The 20,208-nt window shown below is 48.2% G+C and carries 20 protein-coding genes; 5 read left to right on the top strand and 15 right to left on the bottom strand.

Features of this window, described 5'->3' with window-relative positions; genetic code table 11:
* Window positions 1–5 precede the first annotated feature (5 nt).
* The 5 genes from FJQ58_RS26970 to FJQ58_RS26950 all read right to left on the bottom strand — a co-directional run bounded on the left by FJQ58_RS26970 (window position 6) and on the right by FJQ58_RS26950 (window position 5,397).
* Window positions 6–443 (bottom strand): hypothetical protein, encoded by a 438-nt coding sequence (locus FJQ58_RS26970; protein WP_139998151.1) that lies wholly within the window; start codon window positions 441–443, stop codon window positions 6–8.
* 280 nt (window positions 444–723) lie between these two features.
* Window positions 724–987 carry a YlbG family protein gene (locus FJQ58_RS26965; RefSeq protein WP_139998149.1) on the bottom strand — a complete coding sequence of 88 codons (264 nt, stop codon included), beginning with the start codon at window positions 985–987 and terminating at the stop codon, window positions 724–726.
* Window positions 988–1,097: 110 nt separating this feature from the next.
* Window positions 1,098–1,586: a YlbF/YmcA family competence regulator gene (locus FJQ58_RS26960; protein ID WP_139998147.1), complete on the bottom strand. Its 489-nt coding sequence runs from the start codon at window positions 1,584–1,586 to the stop codon at window positions 1,098–1,100.
* A 71-nt stretch (window positions 1,587–1,657) separates the two neighbouring features.
* Entirely contained in the window at window positions 1,658–3,694 is a 2,037-nt protein-coding gene (locus tag FJQ58_RS26955; RefSeq protein ID WP_139998145.1) for a helicase-associated domain-containing protein, read from the bottom strand.
* Window positions 3,691–5,397 carry a DNA repair helicase XPB gene (locus FJQ58_RS26950; protein ID WP_139998143.1) on the bottom strand — a complete coding sequence of 569 codons (1,707 nt, stop codon included), beginning with the start codon at window positions 5,395–5,397 and terminating at the stop codon, window positions 3,691–3,693. Before FJQ58_RS26950 ends, FJQ58_RS26955 begins: the two co-directional genes overlap by 4 nt.
* A 212-nt stretch (window positions 5,398–5,609) precedes the next feature.
* On the opposite strand from FJQ58_RS26950, the gene FJQ58_RS26945 reads away from it, so the two are divergent.
* Window positions 5,610–6,458 carry a thermonuclease family protein gene (locus tag FJQ58_RS26945; protein ID WP_139998141.1) on the top strand — a complete coding sequence of 283 codons (849 nt, stop codon included), beginning with the start codon at window positions 5,610–5,612 and terminating at the stop codon, window positions 6,456–6,458.
* Between the two features lie 157 nt (window positions 6,459–6,615).
* Here the strand turns inward: FJQ58_RS26945 and FJQ58_RS26940 are convergent, their stop codons facing one another.
* Window positions 6,616–7,812, bottom strand: coding sequence for a M20 family metallopeptidase (locus FJQ58_RS26940; protein WP_420799865.1), 1,197 nt, complete (start codon window positions 7,810–7,812; stop codon window positions 6,616–6,618).
* A gap of 342 nt (window positions 7,813–8,154) precedes the next feature.
* Between FJQ58_RS26940 and FJQ58_RS26935 the strand changes: the two genes are divergently transcribed.
* Window positions 8,155–8,499: a YugN family protein gene (locus FJQ58_RS26935; RefSeq protein WP_139998139.1), complete on the top strand. Its 345-nt coding sequence runs from the start codon at window positions 8,155–8,157 to the stop codon at window positions 8,497–8,499.
* A 10-nt stretch (window positions 8,500–8,509) separates the two neighbouring features.
* A complete protein-coding gene (gene ftsW, locus FJQ58_RS26930; RefSeq protein ID WP_139998137.1) occupies window positions 8,510–9,691 on the top strand; it encodes a putative lipid II flippase FtsW in 1,182 nt (393 codons plus the stop codon).
* Between the two features lie 32 nt (window positions 9,692–9,723).
* Here the strand turns inward: ftsW and FJQ58_RS26925 are convergent, their stop codons facing one another.
* Window positions 9,724–10,107, bottom strand: a complete 384-nt coding sequence (locus tag FJQ58_RS26925; protein WP_139998135.1) for an Asp23/Gls24 family envelope stress response protein — start codon at window positions 10,105–10,107, stop codon at window positions 9,724–9,726.
* Between the two features lie 111 nt (window positions 10,108–10,218).
* On the bottom strand, window positions 10,219–10,743 hold the full coding sequence (locus FJQ58_RS26920; protein ID WP_139998133.1) for a hypothetical protein: 525 nt from the start codon (window positions 10,741–10,743) through the stop codon (window positions 10,219–10,221).
* A 220-nt stretch (window positions 10,744–10,963) separates the two neighbouring features.
* On the opposite strand from FJQ58_RS26920, the gene cax reads away from it, so the two are divergent.
* Window positions 10,964–12,022 (top strand): calcium/proton exchanger, encoded by a 1,059-nt coding sequence (gene cax / locus FJQ58_RS26915; RefSeq protein ID WP_139998131.1) that lies wholly within the window; start codon window positions 10,964–10,966, stop codon window positions 12,020–12,022.
* Window positions 12,023–12,138: 116 nt separating this feature from the next.
* Here the strand turns inward: cax and FJQ58_RS26910 are convergent, their stop codons facing one another.
* The 5 genes from FJQ58_RS26910 to FJQ58_RS26890 form a co-directional block, all read right to left on the bottom strand.
* Window positions 12,139–12,426, bottom strand: a complete 288-nt coding sequence (locus FJQ58_RS26910; protein WP_139998128.1) for an Fpa/YlaN family protein — start codon at window positions 12,424–12,426, stop codon at window positions 12,139–12,141.
* Window positions 12,427–12,565: 139 nt separating this feature from the next.
* Window positions 12,566–12,808 (bottom strand): HPr family phosphocarrier protein, encoded by a 243-nt coding sequence (locus tag FJQ58_RS26905; protein ID WP_139998126.1) that lies wholly within the window; start codon window positions 12,806–12,808, stop codon window positions 12,566–12,568.
* A gap of 138 nt (window positions 12,809–12,946) precedes the next feature.
* The gene (locus tag FJQ58_RS26900; RefSeq protein ID WP_139998124.1) at window positions 12,947–14,062 is read right to left on the bottom strand and encodes an aminopeptidase; all 1,116 of its coding nucleotides are present in this window, start codon (window positions 14,060–14,062) and stop codon (window positions 12,947–12,949) included.
* A gap of 48 nt (window positions 14,063–14,110) precedes the next feature.
* A complete protein-coding gene (locus FJQ58_RS26895; RefSeq protein WP_139998122.1) occupies window positions 14,111–14,848 on the bottom strand; it encodes a hypothetical protein in 738 nt (245 codons plus the stop codon).
* A 126-nt stretch (window positions 14,849–14,974) separates the two neighbouring features.
* Complete coding sequence (locus FJQ58_RS26890) at window positions 14,975–16,948, bottom strand: sensor domain-containing diguanylate cyclase (protein WP_238404357.1); 1,974 nt, start codon at window positions 16,946–16,948, stop codon at window positions 14,975–14,977.
* A gap of 332 nt (window positions 16,949–17,280) precedes the next feature.
* Here FJQ58_RS26890 and rpsD point away from each other — a divergent pair, with 332 nt between their 5' ends.
* The gene (gene rpsD, locus FJQ58_RS26885) at window positions 17,281–17,883 is read left to right on the top strand and encodes a 30S ribosomal protein S4 (protein WP_139998120.1); all 603 of its coding nucleotides are present in this window, start codon (window positions 17,281–17,283) and stop codon (window positions 17,881–17,883) included.
* Window positions 17,884–18,006: 123 nt separating this feature from the next.
* Here rpsD and FJQ58_RS26880 read toward each other — a convergent pair whose 3' ends face one another.
* Together FJQ58_RS26880 and FJQ58_RS26875 are read right to left on the bottom strand one after the other, a co-directional pair.
* Window positions 18,007–19,551 (bottom strand): flotillin family protein, encoded by a 1,545-nt coding sequence (locus tag FJQ58_RS26880; RefSeq protein WP_139998118.1) that lies wholly within the window; start codon window positions 19,549–19,551, stop codon window positions 18,007–18,009.
* Between the two features lie 27 nt (window positions 19,552–19,578).
* Window positions 19,579–20,109 carry an NfeD family membrane protein gene (locus tag FJQ58_RS26875; RefSeq protein ID WP_202915334.1) on the bottom strand — a complete coding sequence of 177 codons (531 nt, stop codon included), beginning with the start codon at window positions 20,107–20,109 and terminating at the stop codon, window positions 19,579–19,581.
* Between the last annotated feature and the right edge of the window lie 99 nt (window positions 20,110–20,208).

Below are 20,208 nucleotides of genomic sequence, written 5' to 3'. Positions count from 1 at the left end.
ATTTCTTATTTTCTTTTTCTGCTGCTCTTAACAAGTGTCATGCGGCGGGAGTGCCTCAGCCATGAATAATAGGACTTTAGGTCCCTCAGCTCAATGGTCTCAGACATGCGCCCAAGGAAGGTTACAATGATCATCTTCTGAAGGGGAACTCCGGTGATGTCCGTTTCTGTCAAAGAGTCCGCAAATTCAGCCACAAACACAAGGTCATCATCGATTAAGTATACATCCTGCTCGTTGCGGTAATAGGGCTCAATACGCCCTTGCTTCAAGCATTCCCACAAAAATTCGGCAATATCCTCGAAGCCAGTTTTTTCACTTTCGATCCGGTCGAGCCAACGTACTTTCGCATGGTTCGTAATGACGATGTCCGCTACTTTCTTATCACCTAGATCGATATAAAACGACTCGTATGTGCTCCATCTTCTGGTCATTTTATCTTTCATTGCGCAACCAACTCCTCCCAAGGAACCGGGTCTTTTTTACTATGAATTTAATTCCATTTTACCACGATTGTCCGAGATTACAACAATAAATTAAAGTCAGACCATATTTGTAAGTTATTGGATGATTTCGTATAAAAAAGACGCTTCTCAGCATTTTTTGTCGCTGAGAAGCGCCCGATATCAACATGTTTATATTATTTTCCATTAAAACAACCGAACAGCCGAGTTGACTTAGTCAATACGCGTCCGCTTGCAGTGGGGCCAGCTTAAGGAACCAGAACTACAAGCTGTAAAACCTCGTTTTGTCCTCACTGTCCTTGCTGTATTCGGTCTTGATTTCATTGCGGTAAGAACGTTCGATCTTGCGAACGTACGAAAGCTTCCCCATCTGCCGCACAGCCTCTTCCGAGCGCTCTGCGTTCATGTACATCACAACGTAATGCATCTTGCGCGACATATAATGAACCGTTCCGAAACGCTCCAGCGATCTAGCCGCTTTCAAATCGCTAACCCATATAATATAACCCGTTCGTTCCGGCAGCATCTTATTCCTCCTTAAAGGTTTGCGTAGCAAACCTACTTCGTAAGCACCTGCTAAGGTTTGCGTAGCAAACCTTGTTCGCAAGCATGGCTTTCGCGCTTCATAATCAGCGCTTAGCCGCAGCCGCCGCTTCCGCAGCCGCATGACCCCCCGCTTCCGCAACCGCCCCCTGCCTTCTCGTTTCCAGGCACTTTGATGTTATCAGAGACGGATTCAGCTATCGTGCGGGATACATCATAAAGCATTTCATCGACAACCTGCTCAGCTAATTTAAAGCGCCTTACGCTTTCAATTTCGCCTAGCTCTCGTTCGATTTTTTTCACCTTGTCTTTCGCTTCGTTGTAATCGGGGTGAAAGCGACCAAAGCGCTCGCACTCGACAAATAGCTCCTTCGCTTTCGCGAATCGCTTAGCCGTTTGCTTCACTTCCTCGTCCTCATTCACAGCCGACTTCCAATATAAATATTCGGCGACTTCCGCCGATTGATTGATCCAATCCCCTAGTTCATAAGCACAAAGCAGCAGAGACGCCATGTCGAGAGAAGAAACGCCGCCTTGCGGTTGCTCCAACTGAACAGTCGTTAAACCTTCAGCAGTTGGCATTCATCCACCTCATTTCAATTTACATAAATACTCCACTATCATATCATAGTCGCTTGGTTAATTGATAGAGATTATATTGTAGCGTCTTGCCCAGGAATAACCAAACGCATTTCCTCCCACATATCCGGCGTAAGTCGAATCAGAGAGCTCCCTGGCTGGTCACGCAGCAGCCCGATGACGGCCCACCCGTCTTCCTTCTGCTCCAGCTTCTCAGGGACAAAGGAGCGCAGCTCCCGCTCGATTCGCAGCTGTACCGGCGTTTGCCATAGCAAGGCTTGCTCAATAAGCTCTCTTCTTGTCGAATGATGATACGCTCGCAGCTGCTTGATCCACATCGCCGGAACACTCTCTCTTTGAGCAATGGCTGGCAATTCCCCTCTCAGAGAAGGTCCATTAAGCTCGAAATGCTGGAGGGGAAAAGCTTCATAAAGGTACGCTGGGGTTGATCGTTTCCGTTCTTCTGTATGACTGGTTCCACTCCATAGATTTTTCCCCTCCGCCATAGAGGGATAGGACGTGCTGACCGCGCCAATCTCAGATTGTACGGCTTTGCGGGCCTCATAGCCTGTTTTCTTCAAGGCTTGCCGGATCTCAGCGATTTGAGTTCGCTCAACAATGTAATCCATTTTCCCCAGCTTCTGAATTAGATAAGCTTTCATGGACGGGAGTTGCTCCACCAGCGCAGCCATTTCCTCATTGTCGCACCGAAGCAGCGTAACCTCTGCAAATGCCGTGCGGCATGCCCGGGCCGTCCACACTTCCAGTAAAGACTCGGCGGCAGTCGGGAACGGCTCTCCGCCCGAAACGAAAACAAGAAACGCTTTGATGTCTGAGGAATTTCTCCCTAGCTCCATGGCTTGGGCAACCGATGCAGCTTCCAGCCGATATACCGCCACCTGCTCATCTGACTTTAATTCCGCAAGCAGCGCAAGCTCCCACCTTACCCAGAATGGACACTCCGGTTCGACCATTAATTCGCCATTAGGTGACACCGTGACAAATGGAGGTTCGTTTCTGACCATACTTGTAGAAATAAGGTCATGAAGCGGTGCTTCCGCCTTCCATCTGACAAACCACTCCCGCTCGCCATGGCCTTCGCGATGGACAATTTCCAACCAGCCTAAGTTATGCCATAGTTCAAACCAGCGCCGATAAAAACGATCCATACGTTGCTCGCACTCAACATTTTCAGGTACTAGATTAACCTTTATCGCTGCCAGTATTCTCTGCTCCGTGTACCATGTCCCCGCTTCCAGCCCAGCCATCGCAGCCGCCAGATGCGCGCTTACGCCGCTGGAAGGTAAAACGAACGCGAATACCCAAGTCATAAGCTCGCGCTCACGGCACTGATCATCAAGCCTTAGCCATCGGCTGAGCATGTCCTCATTCCATTTCAATGTACCCTCATCCTGCTCAAGCAAACCAAAAGCAAAACCCGCTTCCAATATAAAGGCAACGGTCAGCGGATATTTGTCTGGGAAAGGCCACTTCAGATCAAACGATGCCAGCGCGGCCTCATCTATATCGACGGCTTGCATGAGCTTGGCTACCGTTTTTTTGGGTAGCGTACCGCTTGCGGTAAGCGCAAGCCCGCAGCGACCTAATGCTGAAAAGGCTGCAAGCAATTGTCTGCCAAGCGGTTTGCGGTAACCTCTCATAGCGCCATTCATCAAATATTCTCTCTCTAGAGCAGAGATTGGGTCAACATTACATGGGAATAAAGCTCTTTGCCAGCCTCCAAAACTGTCTAGGGGCATAAAATACAAACGTTCCCCCCATACCTTCCGAACCGAAAACAACACGCCGGCTCCCTCAAGCTCTGCCAGACCAAGCTGGCATTCCGCACCGGATAAATCTGAATGCTTGCGCAGCTCTTTGAGCAGCCTTTCGCTCTCTACTGGAACAGCCGAAAAGCTGCGCAGCATCACGCTCAAAACCTCAGCTGCGTAAAGGGGCAGCATACGGGAAGCAGCAAGAATCTCCTCGTCCTTAACCGCAGCTTCTTCCCATCGCATTCCTCTCTCCCTAGCTTGATGCCAAATAGGGGATTGTTCCAAGCTTGCCCTGTGCTCATAAGAGAGCTTGTCAAGAAGCATATTTATCCTCACTGAGCCGCAGCCTCCCCCGCCAAAACGTTATCGGCTGTCGAAACAGTCACTCGTTCGTACTTATAGCCCTGTTCCAGCATAAACAGCTGCCGCTTCATCGCGAACTCCGCTTCCTTGGTTTCGTCCGTTACGATCGTATAGAACCATGCACGATTATGGCCGGCTTTCGGCCTAAGCAGCCTTCCTATACGCTGCGCTTCTTCCTGCCTCGAGCCAAAGCTGCCCGAGAGCTGTATAGCCACGGCGGCATCCGGCAAATCAACCGCAAAATTCGCAACCTTTGAAACGATCAGCACCGAGATGTGCCCCGCTTTAAACCTCTCATAAAGCTGCTGTCGCTCGGTATGCGGTACCTCGCCCGTCAATACCGGGGCTCCTAGCGTTACAGCCAGCTCATGCAATTGGCTCAAATATTGTCCAATAATTAAAGTAGGCTTACCCCTATGCTCCTTCAGCAGCTGCTCGACAACAGGGGTTTTCCCCGGATTTTCAGCTGCAATTCTGATTTGGGCACGCGTACTCGCTTGTGCGTAATGCATTCTGCTGCTGTTGTGGAGCGGAACTCTTATTTCCGTGCAAGATACAGCAGCGATATGCGAACCAGCTTCAGCCGTTTTCCAAAGCATGTCATATTGCTTAGGTCCGATTAAGGAGTAGACGTCCTCTGCACAGCCATCCTCGCGAACGAGAGTAGCCGTCAAACCCAGCCGCCTCGTCGCTTGAATGTCGGCAGTCATCCGGAACACAGGAGCGGGTAGCAGATGGACCTCATCATAGATAATGAGTCCCCAGTCCCGTTCAGTAAACAGCTTCATATGAGTGAATGGCGCCTCTTTCGATTTTCGATGGGTCAAAATATTATAAGTGGCAATCGTTACTGGACGTACCTGCTTAAGCGTACCGCAGTACTGGCCAACCTGCTCCTCCGTCAAGGTAGTCTTATCCAAAAGCTCGTCCTGCCATTGCTTAACCGAGGTGCTGTTTGAAGTAAGAATAAGGGTAGCCCTTCCTAGCCGGGCCAACGCGGCAATGCCGACGATCGTTTTTCCCGCACCGCACGGAAGAACGATGACCCCGCTGCCGCCCTGCACTGTTCCTTCTTTATAGTATTGATCAACGGCCGTTTGCTGATAGCTTCTTAATTCAAATGTACGGTTGCTGCGGGTCATCTCCTTCATATGAATAGCCAATGTTTCTCCGGCATGATAACCTGCCAAATCAATGACCGGATAACCAATGCGGGTAAGCTCCTGCTTCAAACTCCCTCTGGACTTTTCGTTCATCTCCCATGCAATAGCCGAATGCTTTTGAACAACGGCACCCATTATTGTTTTAAAATGCTCCAGTTCTTCCATCAAAATCGGATCACCATGCAATAGCAATCGTCCAGAATCTGTCGACAACCAAAGCTTGCCGTATCTGCCCATCAGCTTTCTAAGCGTCGCCTCCGCTTGAAACGGAACCTCATACCGTCCGTACTCCGTCAGCCAGCCCACAATATCGTCGGACGATATCCCGGCAGCGGCTGCATTCCATAGCGTTAACGGCGTCATTTGATACGTATGTATATTACCCGCCCTTCGCACCGCATCCATGAAGAGAACGAGCTTGTCTCTGGCTTGCTGTGCCGCTGGCTTGCGTTCATCAAGCAGCACCACTAAATCGGATTGGACAATTAAGGGTCTCTCACTAAGGTCGTGCATAGTTCCCCTCCTCAAAGAATAGGTCGGCAGAATGCTTCTGCAAGGCAAACGAAAATGGCCGCAAGATGCCCCTTCTCACAGTATGAAGAAATTGGCACTTTTTTATGCTTGAATCCCATAGCGCCTTTACGCGATTTTTATATACAAAATGTGTTATAGTAAATGAGTAAGCTCTCATTTTGACCGCACGTCGGGCTGGAGGTACTACATCAATGAAAAGAATGTTTATAATTCTCCTCATGCTCGCATGCTTGCCGCTTGCCGCCTGTTCGGCCATTTCCGAGCTTAATTCGAACGTTATTCAAACGAACCAATGGTACCAGGTCGCCGGTTACATTGACGGAGACACCTTTAAGATTAAGACGGGTTCCGATGAAACGACGATTCGCTTGCTTTACGTGGATACGCCGGAAACCAAAAAACAGGACAGCCCGGTGGAGCCATTCGGTCCTGAGGCATCCGCTTATACAAAGCAGGTTCTGACTGAATCGCAGGAGGTCAGGCTGACCTTTGATAAAGAGCTGAATGATCAATATGACCGCACACTTGCCATTGTCGAGCTTAAGGACGGGCGAATTTTGAACGAGCTGTTGTTAGAGGAAGGGCTGGCTAAGGTACTAATCGTAGAGCCCAATGTCAAGATGGAGAACGCATACAAGCAGCTAGAGCAGCAGGCCAAGGTCGCGAAGAAAGGCCTCTGGAGCAATTCGGACGAGAGCACTCACACCGAATTTCCCGTTAAGAAAGCGGCACGAACCGGCATTATCGTGGATGTCGACAAGGTCGCAGAGCTTGTGACAATAACCAATACGACAAACGATGCCATTCCGATGAACGGTTGGAAGCTCGTTAGTGTTCGCGGCAATCAAACTTTCCCATTTGGGCCTTATATTTTAGAAGCAAACCAAAAAGTAATCGTTTCCTCGGCAGATGAGGCTGTTACTTCTGACTCTGATATTTTACAATGGGGCGCAACCAATATTTGGAACAACAAAGAATCAGACCCCGCTGAGCTTTATAATCAATATAATGAATTAGTGTCCGTCTGGGAGGATAACTAGCTCGACATGTTAAAATGGAATTCATTGTTTATTGCCAAAAAGGCTGCCGAGGCGTGTGAACACGCCTCGGCAGCCTTTTTCTTGGTAACTAGAATATTTGCGGCTTCGTGCTGCCCCCGCCTTTTACAGATCGCTTTAGCTTGTCCTAAAAAAAGCTTCAGACGGTAGCTGAGTCGCCTTCTGCGTAATCATCCGCCATTCCAATCAACAGCCTAGCGGCTCGCAGCATAGCGTTCTCATCGAAATTAAACTTCGGGTGGTGATGCGAATAGGTTGCTCCTATGCTCTCATTTCCAGCCCCGACGAACATAAAACAGCCCGGTACCCTCTCCAAATAGTAAGAGAAATCCTCTGCTACGGTTATGGCTTCAGAGCGCACGACAGAAGCTTCGCCGAATAATTTCCCTCCTACCTTGAAAAATCGCTCTGCTTCTACCTCGTCATTCACAACAGGCGGATAGCCAATTCGCATTTGGTAATCAAACTCTGCCCCATGCATTTGACATACGTGAGTCACTAAAGCTTCAAGGCGATCATGGATCATCATTCTCGTCTGTTCATCGAACGACCTGACGGTTCCTTTCAGCCTGCAGCGCTCTGCGATAATATTGTTTGTTGACCCTGCTTGAAAGGAGCCGATTGAAACGACGGCAGGCTGCAGCGGGTTGACGTTCCGGCTGACGATGGATTGCACGGACTGAACGAGTGTCGAGCCAATCATGATCGCATCAATGGCTTGGTGAGGCAGTCCGCCGTGGCCTCCGCGCCCAATAATATCAATCACAAATTCATCCGCGGCGGACATGAAAGGCCCGGGCTTGGATGCAACCAAGCCATTGGCAAGCGGTGTCCATAAATGTACGCCATAGATGGAGTCAACGCCTTCCAGTGCCCCGTCTTCAATCATGGGCTTTGCTCCGCCCGGGGTTACTTCCTCTGCAGGCTGAAACAGAAGCCTGCGTTCCCCTTTAATCGACGGCTGATTAGCAGAATAATAAGCCGCTATCGCAAGCAGCGTCGACGTATGACCGTCATGTCCGCAGGCATGCATGACATTGGGTACCTTCGATGCATAATCACATGTTTTCTCATCCTGGATTGGAAGCGCGTCGATATCTGCACGAAGCGCGACCACCGGTCCCGGAAGCCCGCCTTGAATAACTGCAATGAGTCCATGCCCGCCGACGCCTGTCCGAACCTCGCAGCCAAGCTCCGCCAGTTGGCTTGCAATCCAGCTTGACGTTACACGTTCATGAAAGGATAGCTCGGGGTACTGATGAAGATGCCGACGCCATTGCACCATTTTCGGAAACAACTGCTGAAGCTCCAGATCTACGATATCCTCTGTCTGCAAATCGCAAACCTCCTAACATTTTTACAAAACAATTCTATAACCCTTGCTTGCTTTTCTTTCACAATTCTACCCGGAAGCCCTTGCTTTCGAACGAATGAGAACATTTTATCTAGTTTAACAGAAGTAAGCCTTATTAAGGAAGCTTATACCCCATCGAATCGATGAGAAGCATACATTTCTTCAAAATGTCACGATTGTTCGCTTGAAGTGATGGGAGTAAGGGTTGCGCTTGCTGGGGAAACATACTATCATGAGAAAAGAATGTACAACTCTGTCTTTAGAATTGGAAGCATATGCTTAAGAAGCCAGTTTTGCTTCACAAAACCTTTGGGAGGAACTACCATGATTATTGAAAATACCGGATTAAACGGTGTTAAAAGCGAACTAGACCATTTAGACGAATCTGCCGAAAAGGTCGGCTTTGTCCGTTGGCAATGGGAATATTATCGCGCTACATACGATTTGAAACTTGAGGATCGTGCAAGCGGCTCCGACTACTACTTAAGAATTACAACGCGCGCAATCGAGGGCAAGCTGGAATCACCTCACGCCGTGCTGCTAATTGAATCCGTCTACATCGGACGCTCCACATTCCCGCATGGCCTTGAATATGAATCTCCGGTACCTCAGCCAATTATGAATACGGCTACACAAAGACTTCAACAACTGAAGCAATTGCTGGCGTAACGGTGAAAACATGAAAGCCACACAGAGCGGTAGCCGTGGAAGACCGGACTTTCTGCTTCTCATTTTAACGCTTCTTCTCGTCGGCTTCGGACTTGTGATGGTATTCAGCGCAAGTTCAAGCGTTGCTGTCGTGACGAAAGAAGACGCCTTATATTTTACCAAGCGCCAGTTCATGTGGGCTGGTCTTGGTGTTATGGTTATGTTAGTTATGATGAATCTTCGTTACCAAGTATTTAAACGATTATATATCCTTTTTTTCATTCCCGTCATCATTATGCTGTTGCTCGTTCCGTTCATCGGACAAAACATTAATGGCGCACGCAGCTGGTTTGGGGTCGGTTCACTTGGGATTCAGCCGACAGAGCCTGCGAAGCTGGCTATCATTTTGTACCTTGGCGCGCTGATTACGAAGAAGGGCGATAAATTTCGCAGCTTCAAAAAAGGACTTCTCCCTGTAATCTTGATCGTCGGCTTCGTTTGCGGCTTAATCATGCTTCAGCCCGATTTAGGCTCATGCTTGGTCCTCGCTGCGTGTGCGACGATTATGATTTTGGCCGGCGGTGCTAATTTAAAGCAAGTTTTTATGTCTGGAACGATAGTAGCTATGATTATGGCCGTCGTATTCAGCATTTCGATGGCGCTTAATCCTAAAGCATGGAAATACCGAATCGATCGGCTTACCATTTTTAGGGACCCGCTTAGCGACTCGCAAGAAAGCGGCTGGCATCTCGTCTCGTCCCTTCAGGCTTTTGGACACGGAGGATTAACCGGCGCAGGCTTCGGTGAAAGCGTGCAGAAGCTGCATTACCTGAAATACCCTTATAACGATTTTATTTTTGCCATTATCGGCGAAGAATTCGGTTTTATCGGCAGCGCTCTTTTCCTGCTCTTTTATCTCGTTTTCTTATGGCGCGGACTCATCGTTGCGCTTCGTTGCCCGGATCAATACGGCACGGTAGTCGGGGTAGGCATTGTAGGCTTGATCGCCATTCAAGCATTCGTCAACATTGGCGGCGTTACAGCTACGATTCCGTTAACGGGGGTCACACTCCCTTTTATTAGCTATGGCGGATCGTCCCTTCTGTTTTGTCTGATGTCCATTGGCGTTCTGCTTAGCATCTCCCGAGAATCCAACCGCATTGAGAGTCAAGGCGACAATCGGAAACAAAAAAACGGTACCTCTGCTAAATAAGAGATACCGTTTTTTTATTTTGCATTGCTGGCTTATTTCAGCCGTTGCTGCTGCGCTTCTTCAATATCGTCTTCTTTGAAGGCAACGCCTTCCACCTTCACGTTCACTTCCACAACATGAAGCCCGGTCATATTCTCAACCGATTCCCTTACATTCAGCTGAAGCTGGCGGCACACCTCTTGAATAGGAATTCCGTAATGGACAATGATACGAAGATCAATCGCCGCTTCCGTCTGCCCAACTTCAACAGAAACTCCTTTTTGCACATTTTTGCCGCTGAGGCGTTTCGCGAGCCCTTCCGAAATTCCGCCTGACATTGCCGCTATGCCTGGTGTTTCAAGTGCTGCGAGTCCAGCTATCGTTGCTACTACATCATCAGAGATTCGAATAAGACCCGTTTGAAGATCTTCGGTCATGTGACTCACTCCTCAATTTGCCATATAGGCTTATTATAACAGACGGACATTGCGACGGCAAAGCAGAGTCGTAAAAAGCTTTTGTTAATGCGATTGCTAGAGATGTGAGCATTAAAGGTCAATAATTCGTCCGCTCTGCGCGGCAGCCAAACTTTTATTCACTTTAAAAATAAAGGGACCTAAACCAAAGTTACCTGCCTCAGCGCGAAACAACACTCTCCGCAGCTCGCCTGCTCCGCTCTCATAATTTATAATGATGTACAGGAACATATTTTCTTTGGATGCCTTCAACGCCTCTGGTCCGCCAAGAAGCATATGCGACCGTAATGTGCTATCCATTTCGATTAGCTGTTTGCTGTTTTTCACTAAGACAGACCTGATTCGGTCGACTGGGATATGGAACGCCATATGAGTGTTCGTAGATTCGATTTGTATTTCTCGCTCCAAAGCAAAGATTTTGCACCATTCCTTATTGATTCCAAGCCCTTCGAAATGCTCGGCAGTAATAACAGCGTAAGCTCCCCTTGCCCTAGCCTCATCTCTTAACCTATTTCTGCCCTTAATGGATAGGGTAATAAGATAAACAAGAAGAATAAGCAACCCAATCACCATAAGAATAATAATAACTCCTAACAATCCATCCACTCCTTTCAAAAAAAGAAACCCCGCTTACCCACACTCATTATGTACACTCTACCAAATCCCACCAAAATGTGACAATCCTTTTTTTAAAACAATCACCCTCATTTAAGCGGGATTTTGGTTAAAAAATTCATCCTTTGGGAATGTTTACTTAGGTAACGATATCCTATATAGTATTGTCAGGTTTTCAGCCCATTGCAAAGAGGTGTTCGATTTGAATCAAAAACTGTTTTTCTCTGGATTGATCATTATGTTTGCGCTCAGCGGAATCGGTCATTATGCTCATTGGGATAACACGCTGCAATTCATCATCTCGGCGATTGCCATTATTTTTGTGGCAGGCTTCTTAGGTAAGGCTACCGAAAGCGTTGCCCATTATGCCGGCCAACGGCTGGGCGGTTTTCTTAACGCGACCTTCGGCAATGCCGCTGAGCTGATTATAGCGATATTCTTGATCAAAGCGCAGCAATTTGACATGGTAAAAGCTAGCTTGACTGGCGCCATCATCGGGAACTTGTTGCTTGTGCTCGGGCTTAGCATCCTGCTCGGAGGGCTCAAATATAAAGAGCAGCGCTTCAATGCAAGGCTGGCTGATCACAATTCCACCTTAATGATTATGGCTGTCATCGGCTTGTTCGTGCCCGCTGTGTTCGTCGTATCGGAGAAGTTTACGTTTGAGAAAGATCAATTCCTCAGCCTCGCTGTTGCGGGCATCTTGATCGTTTCCTACATTTTATGGCTGATCTTCTCCATGATTACGCACAAGGACATGCTCTCCGACGAAACCATGAACGCCGACCATGGCGAGGAGCCTGCCTGGTCCAAAGGCAAGTCCATTCTGTTTCTCGTCCTGGCAACGGTTATGGTGGCCTTTGTCAGCGAATGGCTAGTTCATACGCTCGATGCCTTCAGCGAGAAATTCGGCCTATCTGAGCTCTTTATAGGGGCATTCGTCATTGCGATCGTCGGCAACGCTGCTGAACATAGTGCAGCCGTCATGCTTGCCTTGAAAAACAAGATCGGCGCAGCCGTCGAAATTGCCATCGGAAGCAGCCTACAGATCGCTTTGTTCGTTGCACCGGTGCTCATCCTTGTGAGCGCATTGTTTGGCAACACGATGGATATCGTTTTCACGCCTATCGAGTTGACCGCAATCGGAGTCTCGGTATTCATCGCCAAATCCGTCTCACGGGACGGACAAACCAACTGGTATGAGGGTTTCCTGCTGATCATGGTTTATATCATCCTCGGCATAGCTTTCTATCTTGTTTGAATCAAGTGGAGCACCATCATTGGCTACGTTATGCAACAAAAAGAGTCATGCCGCGGCATGACTCTTTCTTCCTTTCTGCTAAGCTTGCAAAAAAAAGAACAGCCTCCGTTCAGAGGCTATCCCTTTCTTTCCAAAGCTTCATATAACATCGCCAAATTACGTTCTAGCCTACTTACAATTTCCTTGCCTGCATGCTCCGCAATCAAGCCAGCCCGGACAGCAAAATCAACCTCTCGAGAGAAGCCGTACATCTGCGTATCCAGCACTTCTTCATACAGTGGACATTGACGGGTTGTCAAATTTTCCATCTGGACCTCGATTAGCTTTTCTATTTTACTCGCATCTTCCTGAAGGAGACGAAGTGCTTTCTCATGCAATTGTACCGTAATTTCCGGTGAAGACATCGTTTTCCCCCCTGTGCGCGTATCCGCCGTCTTCTATACCTTTTATATTAGACGAAAAAGAGGGATTATACAAGGTCAAAACAGAAAAGCGCCCCTCCAAAATATGAAGGGACGCTTATTCAATAATTTTATAATGCTACTAATCCGTAATAACCGTAACGTTAAGGTTATGCTTAGCGAATACATTATTCATTGCTGTCTTAGCTTCCTCGGCATCAGGGCCGTGAACGTGCAATTCATAGGCGTGGCCGCCTACCAATGTTGTAAATAGTCCGAGAATGCTTTTTACATCGATATATTTGCTCTCGGCTTGCAGAACGATGGATGAAGTGAATTGGCTAGCCGTTTGGGAAATTTCTACAATAGCTGCATTGTTGGACATGGGAGATCCCTCCAGTTAAATTAGTAAAGCTTACCTTTGACACCATGATAACCTGAATTTTCACATCCAGCAAGGGGCAAAATGAAAAACGCTTTATTTTCCATTTATTACAAAGGAATGCGAGGCTGAAATCCACGCTTATTTTAAGTTCTCCGCATTCAAGCCTTCCAGCTCTGCGATTACAAATACGCCGTCCTTGCGGATAAGCACATCGTCAAAGTAAATTTCTCCGCCGCCGTATTCCGGGCGCTGAATAAGCACCAGATCCCAATGAATAGACGAGCGGTTGCCATTATCGGTTTCCTCATATGCCTGGCCCGGTGTGAAGTGCAGGCTGCCTGCAATCTTCTCGTCGAACAGGATGTCGTTCATAGGGTGCAAAATATGAGGATTAAACCCGATCGCAAACTCCCCAATGTAGCGTGCTCCCTCATCCGTATCGAGAATTTCGTTCAAGCGGGCAGTATCGTTGCTCTCTGCCTTGATGATTTTACCATCCTTGAATGTAAGGGAAATGTTTTGAAAGGTTACGCCGGAGTACACGCTTGGTGCGTTATAGGAAATCGTTCCGTTCACCGAGTCGCGGACAGGCGCCGAGAAGACTTCGCCGTCCGGAATATTCCGATGGCCCGAGCATTTTTTGGAGCCGATATTTTTAATGGAGAAGCTTATATCGGTTCCCGGCGAGACAATGCGGACACGATCCGTCCTGTTCATTAATGCTTGCAGCGGGTCCATCGCCCTGTCCATTTTCGCATAATCCAAATTACAAACGTCAAAATAAAAATCCTCAAACGCTTCTGTGCTCATGTTCGCAAGCTGGGCCATTGAAGGGTTCGGATAACGACAGATGACCCATTTTGTTTTTTTGACGCGCTGCTCCATATGTACCGGATTACGATATAGCTGATCGTAAAGACGCATGTTCGCCTCGGGAATGCCTGCGAGCTCATTGACGTTGTCCCCTGAGCGGACTGCGATATAGCCTTGCATGTTTTTCATGCGTTCCAAATCCAGCGACGACCAAAGCTCCATTTGCTCCTTTGTCGCATATTTCAATAAGGTGCGGAGCACGGAACGATCGCTCGACTCCACAAAGGGTCTGCCGCCGCGCTTCGCAACCTCCTCTATTAGGCATTTGGTCAGCTCTTTCTCTGAACCGATCATGTCGAGCAGCACATTTTCTCCAGGCTGAACGTCGATTGAATATTCAACTAGATTTTGTGCCAGCTTTTGCAATCTTGGATCACGCATAGTCCTAACCTCACTTTCCATCTTTCACAAGTACTCTGCACTTGTTCATTAATTTATGGTACCACGTTTCAACGATTGTTGAACAGTGCTGCTGGAAGCACCGTCAAAGGACTGGAACCGGACGGTCGTATGCCTTTCCTCCGTTACCGCTTGCTTCGCATACTTGTAGCTGAACGTGGTCTTCTCCTCCATTTTTAGCGGGAGCAGCCGATCTCTATCAATCGTCAGCTCATATTGCGTTGCCGCTTGCATCGAAGATAACATCGTTTCTAATTTCTGCCGGGACCGCTCAAGCTCCTTGCTCCACTCCGCTCTGCCGGGATTATCCTTAGCAGGAGCATTTGTTCCAAGCTGCTCAAGCTGGAGGCGAAGCCGTTCTTCCCATCTCGCTTTAGAGACGCGAGGAGGCTCTGTAACCAGCAGAATTATTGTGCCGGGCTCATAAGGACCTTCAGATATCGCAACCTCTTCATTTTCATTATTCAGCGCCTCCAGCACTTGTACAGGATTCCAGTGCAGCGGGTCCTCGCCATTGGACTGTAAGGTCAACTGCTGATGGTCCACCACCTTGCCTTCGAATATTTCAGGCTTGAACTCTAGGCCCGCTGCTGTCTTAATGCTCATAGACCCTGTAAACGCATACTGGTCCGTTGCAGCAAGCCCTGAATAAGACAAGGAGAGCCATTCTTCTGGTGACCGCTTCTCACCTACTTTACCGCAGCCCGCCATTGCCAGCATAACGGCTACTACAGTAAAGATTGTTGCCATCGCTCGTATTCGTGTCATCTTTACACCCCCCGTGCAACCTTTTTCTATACTATCGTCCCTATCCTCACAGCTCCTTATTCTTGGTTCGCACAAAAAAGAAAAGGATGCCGATTGGCATCCTTTTCATCAAGGAATATGAAAATATTAGGTTTGTCCGACAAAAATGCAGTTTCTTCCGTTGTGCTTAGCTTCATACAAAGCCATGTCAGCCCGGTAAAATAACGACTCAACGCTAATTTTCTCATCCTCGAAGGTCCACTCCGAGACGCCGCAGGATACCGTTACAACAGGATCTGTCTCCTTCTCCACATGAACTCGGATTCGTTCCGCGATGCGATATGCCTGTTCAGCCCTGATACCAGGCAAATAAACCGCAAGCTCCTCGCCGCCCCATCGGGCTGCAATATCGCCTTGTCTGATCGAAGCGCGAATAATCTCGCTCACTTGAATCAGAATCCGGTCGCCTACTTGATGCCCATACGTGTCGTTTACCCGTTTAAACAAATCAATATCCACCAGAATAAGCGAACCGAATGGATCCTTGCGCTGCTTGTTCTGGATTTGCTCATTTAGATAGTGACGCGCGTGAAGTCCCGTTAAATTATCGGTAATCACCATGCGTCTCACCTCTGCATGCAAGGAAGCGTTCGTAACGGCAAGTCCAATATGCGTACTCATGACTTGAAGCAGCTTGTAGTTCTCATAGGAGAAAAAATTAGGCGCCTTGTGCGTCACCAGAATAACGCCTACCGCCTCCCCATCCACCATGATCGGCGCTGCGATCAATGACCTTGAGCTGGTATTGTCCATCAGCTTTGAGGTGACGACACGCGTATGCCAGTAGTCAGAAATAATAAGCGGTTCCTGCGTGCGGAAAACCATGCCGCAAAAGCCATAATCAGGCGAAAACTCCTCGCTCGTAAGGGCAGGGAAGTTGCTCGACATGACGACAAATTGATTTTTTACTTTGTTAAGCTGCAGAACGCAGCAATAATCGGCATCAAATATGGTCAAAAGCTCGCTCGTTGCAAATTGGAAAATTTCCTTCAGCCTTAGCGATTGATTCAGCCGCTTCGTGAGCTCATTTATTAAACGCAGCTCGTTAATGAGCAAATTAGACTGCTCGTAAAGCTTGGCATTCTCGAAGGCTGAGCCTGATGTGTCCGCCAGCAGCAAAAATGCAGGCAAGTCGGCCTCATCCCATTTGCCGGGACCTATTGACATGCACAACACGCCGTAAGCCGCTTGCTTGCCTGTCATGGGTACGGCAAGGCGCAGCGTTCCATCCCGGTCATGCTCCGTGACGGACTTTCCGTTTAAGAAAGCTTTGGCCACAAGATCATGCTCCGCGTTTTTGAAAATCAGCGGCTTTACGCGCGGATCTCCGTTCAGATGATCCTGAGACAAGTACAAGTGAACCTCGGAGGTCGGGTATAAATCCTCTAAGCTGCGAAGCAGCTCCGAGAGCACGGAGGAAACGTCGATTTGATCGTACAACCGTTTGGCTGCTTTGAACAAAGCATCCCGCCTGTCCGCCTCCTTCTCTGCACGTTCCTGCTGAAGGAGAAGATCCTTTACATAAATTTGTTCGAATTGATGATAAAAGCAGGTTCTGAAATGCAAAGCGCACATTTGCAGGACCGGAGGTTCAATGAAATTCTCCACCCGTGATATATAGACGAAAAAGCAAAATACAGCCTTATCGTTTCTTCTATAGATCGGATAAGCTGATAGTGACAAATTCTCAGCAGTTTCCGAACTCGGCTCGCCACTGCTCGTTGCCTTCTGGATCAGTGCCGCAAGGGAATCCGTGCATACGCTTCGTTGGTCTTCCGCCAGCACGCCTGCTGCTGCAATCTCTTCCCCAGCTCTATTGAATAACGCAAACTCACCAGACTCGAACAAGGATAAGCCGGCAGCTTCATCTACCCATTGATTAAAGCCCTCCAGAAGCAAAGGTATCAGCATAGGCTCGTCTGCATCGCTAATATCTTCATTACTAAACCAAACTGGTTGTGATTCTGCTGATGTATCCACAATTGATGACGTTTTACGATATGCAAAATTGCTATTCATTCGATCAACCATGCAGCCCCAACCCTTCCATCTGTCAACCATGGAGATGAGCTTCCCATTTTCGCTTAATATTAAAAACATCATACTTCATTTTTGAGAATTTTGCACTACCAACTCTATAAAATATAGGACTTTAGATGCTGATGGCATTGGATTAATTTTCGTGTATGAACCTTGACAACGCCTATCGATTTCATATATTATTTATTGATGAATAGATGGGCGTACGGTTTTGTGTCACCCTCATGAAATACGTTCGCTGCAGGCCAGCGGCTGACTAGCCTTGCAGGGACGAGCATGCTCGGACGATGAACGTATTCGGCGAAACACAACCCCATTCACAAATTTATTTGATGAAGGAGTTAATATTACGTATGTCACGTTATACAGGACCTAAATTTAAACTAAGCCGTCGCCTTGGAATCTCTTTGAGCGGCACAGGTAAAGAACTTGCAAAACGCGCATTTCCACCAGGTCAACATGGACCTAACCAACGCAAAAAACTGAGCGGCTATGGCGTTCAATTGCAAGAGAAACAAAAGCTTCGTCATATGTACGGTTTGAACGAAAAACAATTCCGCAACTTGTTTGACAAAGCGGCAAAAATGAAAGGTAAAGCCGGTGAAAACTTCATGGGCCTCCTTGAAAGCCGTCTTGACAACCTTGTTTACCGTCTTGGCCTTTCCAACTCACGTGCAGGAGCACGTCAATTGGTATCACACGGTCACGTAACTGTAAACGGCAAGAAAGTGGATATCGCTTCTTACAGCGTTTCCCTAGGCGATGTAATCGGTTTGCGCGAGCGCAGCCGCAGCCTTAGAACAATTAAAGAAGCTATGGAAGGCCGTCACCACCTTCCGAACTACCTTGAGTTCAACGACCAAGCACTAGAAGGTAAATTCCTTCGCCTGCCTGACCGTGGTGAGCTTTCCCAAGATATCGACGAGAAACAAATCGTCGAATTCTACAGCCGTTAATATTGAAAAACCCCTTGAACCAGCTGGTTCAAGGGGTTTTCTTTATATCCATTTACAGGTTCTTCATCTTCAGTATGAGCTATAAATTTCACAGCGCAACGAGCCGTTGCCGCCAAACAAAAGCTACGATAAATCAGGAAGCTTAGGTGTAGCCGGATGAATTGGAGTGACCGGGACTGCAGCGACATCTAATGCTTTATTGCTCACCGCAGGCGTGCTTATCGCTTTAGTCGTTAAGCCTTTAATAAGGGCATTCACATCGATTCCCGATACGCTCTTCAGCATTTCCGGTGCCGTGGACATTAATGAAGTTACATAATTGCTCAACCTTGCAGCGCCCTCTCCGTTTCCGGTATCCACAACCGTAAGTTTATCGATATTGCTAAGCGGTTCCGAAATCTTGCCCGCAAGCTCCGGAAGCATTTTCACGATAATATCCAGTATCGCAGCCTCACCGAATTTCTCGAAAGCTTCCGCGAGCTTCTCCTTCGCTTCCGCTTCCGCCAAACCTCTCAGGCGGATAACCTCAGCCTCGGCCGTGCCCTTCGCTTTCTCCGCTTCTGCCACAGCCAGACCATCCAGTCTCTTCTGCGCTGCATGCGCCTTTGCTTCAGCTTCGATTCGGTACTGCAAAGCATCTGCTTCCAAGAGGAGCTTCGCTTTGTTTGCTTCTGCCGCTTGCTCGATCGAGTAACGGTCCGCATCCGCTTTTTTCTTCACCTCTGCGTCATACTGCTTCTCTCTACGCAGAATCTCTTTTCCTTCGAGATCAATCTCACGCTCTTTGCGCACGAGCTCGACCTTCATCTGCTCCTCAACCACGCTTTGCTTGGCACGGGCTTCCTGAATTGAATAGGCCTGATCCGCTTCGGCTTTCGCCGTATCCTGATCGCGTTTGAAGGAGGCAACCTTCATTTCCTTCTCTTTCTCTGCTTCGGCGATATTCGTATCGCGTACGAGCTCGGCTTTCTGTCCCGCTTCTGAAGCGAGCGCTTTCTGAATACGGGCGTCACGCACAGCCTCTGCTTCTGCAATCTCGGCATCACGTTTTACTGCAGCAATACGGGGCTTACCTAACGCATCTAAGTATCCATGCTTGTCACGCAAATCCTTGATGGTAAAGGAAACGATCTGCAGCCCCATTTTTTTCAAATCCTTAGCGGCTACTCCCTGTACCTCCTGCGCAAACTTATCTCGGTTACGATATACCTCTTCCACCGTCATGGAACCGAGAATGGCCCGCAAATGGCCTTCAAGCACCTCTTGCGCCTCGCCTTTCAGCGCTTCTGTTGGCTTGCCTAGAAATTGCTCTGCAGCCGTGGCGACATCTTCAACGGCTCCGCCTATTTTAATAATCGCTACCCCGTCCGCCATTACCGGTACGCCCTGCTCCGTGTAAACTTCCGGCGTCGATACATCCAGCTTATGGGATAGCAGCGAAAGAAATTCGGCTTTCTGGAAAATCGGAAGAATGAACGCCCCTCCGCCTCGAATAATTTTGACTTTGCGGCCCGATTCGTCCGTGCTTGCATTTCGTGAGCCTAGAAACGAGCCTGTGACGAGCATCGCTTCATCAGGGCTGACGGTCTTATAGCGTGCCCAGAAGGCAAGACCAAGGACAATAAGCACCCCAACTACGATCGTAGGTATAATTAAATATTCTGGCATAGACATTTCTCCTCTCAGCTGCATGTATTAAGATAAATTGATCTCTGAAACGTAAAGCGTACTATCTTTGACCTCCACGACTACGACCTTTGATCCGCCAGCGATATCCACGCCATCGAAGCTAGCCGCGATTTGATTCGTGAAGCCTGCTCCGACCTTGACCATCACTTCCCCATAGCCTGCGGCAGGAATAGGAGTAAGCACATCCCCCATCATCCCGGAGAGTCCATGCATGGAGAAAGCAATGGAATTCTCGCTCTGCTCCATCGGCTTAATATAGAGAAAAAATACTGCAGTTCCCGCAATAAGCGCAATGAGCACGGCAATAATGAGAACAGGCAGTACGCCGAAGGCCGTGTAACGCTGAAGCATAAGGCCAGCACCGCCAAAGACGGTAATCCCCCCCACAAGGGCAGTCGGTGACAGCCATGAATGACCGTCTAACGATAGAAAATCGAGCGCACCGTCCAGCGCCTGTCCCAGCCAATCCCCAAATATCACACTCACGAGCGCGTAAAGAATTCCTCCGACTAGACATGACATAAATAGCGTCTCCAACTTCATCCTCCTCTCATAGTATCCAGAACCTGTTATTGCTTCCGTTATTTAATACGTTCGAATTGGGATTTTGTTTCCAAAAAAAGAAAACTTGTTGAA

It is taken from the genome of Paenibacillus paridis, from assembly GCF_006345825.1.
Lineage (GTDB): Bacteria > Bacillota > Bacilli > Paenibacillales > Paenibacillaceae > Pristimantibacillus > Pristimantibacillus paridis.
Note: the sequence above shows the minus strand (reverse complement) of the source record. Positions and strands in the feature narration are given on the sequence as shown.

What these genes read in the sequence shown, in the direction of transcription:
- FJQ58_RS26970 (WP_139998151.1), bottom strand. Translation starts at nt 443, where the DNA reads ATGAAAGATAAAATGACCAGAAGATGGAGCACATACGAGTCGTTTTAT.
- FJQ58_RS26965 (WP_139998149.1), bottom strand. Translation starts at nt 987, where the DNA reads ATGCTGCCGGAACGAACGGGTTATATTATATGGGTTAGCGATTTGAAA.
- FJQ58_RS26960 (WP_139998147.1), bottom strand. Translation starts at nt 1,586, where the DNA reads ATGCCAACTGCTGAAGGTTTAACGACTGTTCAGTTGGAGCAACCGCAA.
- FJQ58_RS26950 (WP_139998143.1), bottom strand. Translation starts at nt 5,397, where the DNA reads ATGCACGACCTTAGTGAGAGACCCTTAATTGTCCAATCCGATTTAGTG.
- FJQ58_RS26945 (WP_139998141.1), top strand. Translation starts at nt 5,610, where the DNA reads ATGAAAAGAATGTTTATAATTCTCCTCATGCTCGCATGCTTGCCGCTT.
- FJQ58_RS26935 (WP_139998139.1), top strand. Translation starts at nt 8,155, where the DNA reads ATGATTATTGAAAATACCGGATTAAACGGTGTTAAAAGCGAACTAGAC.
- ftsW (WP_139998137.1), top strand. Translation starts at nt 8,510, where the DNA reads ATGAAAGCCACACAGAGCGGTAGCCGTGGAAGACCGGACTTTCTGCTT.
- FJQ58_RS26925 (WP_139998135.1), bottom strand. Translation starts at nt 10,107, where the DNA reads ATGACCGAAGATCTTCAAACGGGTCTTATTCGAATCTCTGATGATGTA.
- FJQ58_RS26910 (WP_139998128.1), bottom strand. Translation starts at nt 12,426, where the DNA reads ATGTCTTCACCGGAAATTACGGTACAATTGCATGAGAAAGCACTTCGT.
- FJQ58_RS26905 (WP_139998126.1), bottom strand. Translation starts at nt 12,808, where the DNA reads ATGTCCAACAATGCAGCTATTGTAGAAATTTCCCAAACGGCTAGCCAA.
- FJQ58_RS26900 (WP_139998124.1), bottom strand. Translation starts at nt 14,062, where the DNA reads ATGCGTGATCCAAGATTGCAAAAGCTGGCACAAAATCTAGTTGAATAT.
- FJQ58_RS26895 (WP_139998122.1), bottom strand. Translation starts at nt 14,848, where the DNA reads ATGACACGAATACGAGCGATGGCAACAATCTTTACTGTAGTAGCCGTT.
- FJQ58_RS26890 (WP_238404357.1), bottom strand. Translation starts at nt 16,948, where the DNA reads ATGGTTGACAGATGGAAGGGTTGGGGCTGCATGGTTGATCGAATGAAT.
- rpsD (WP_139998120.1), top strand. Translation starts at nt 17,281, where the DNA reads ATGTCACGTTATACAGGACCTAAATTTAAACTAAGCCGTCGCCTTGGA.
- FJQ58_RS26880 (WP_139998118.1), bottom strand. Translation starts at nt 19,551, where the DNA reads ATGCCAGAATATTTAATTATACCTACGATCGTAGTTGGGGTGCTTATT.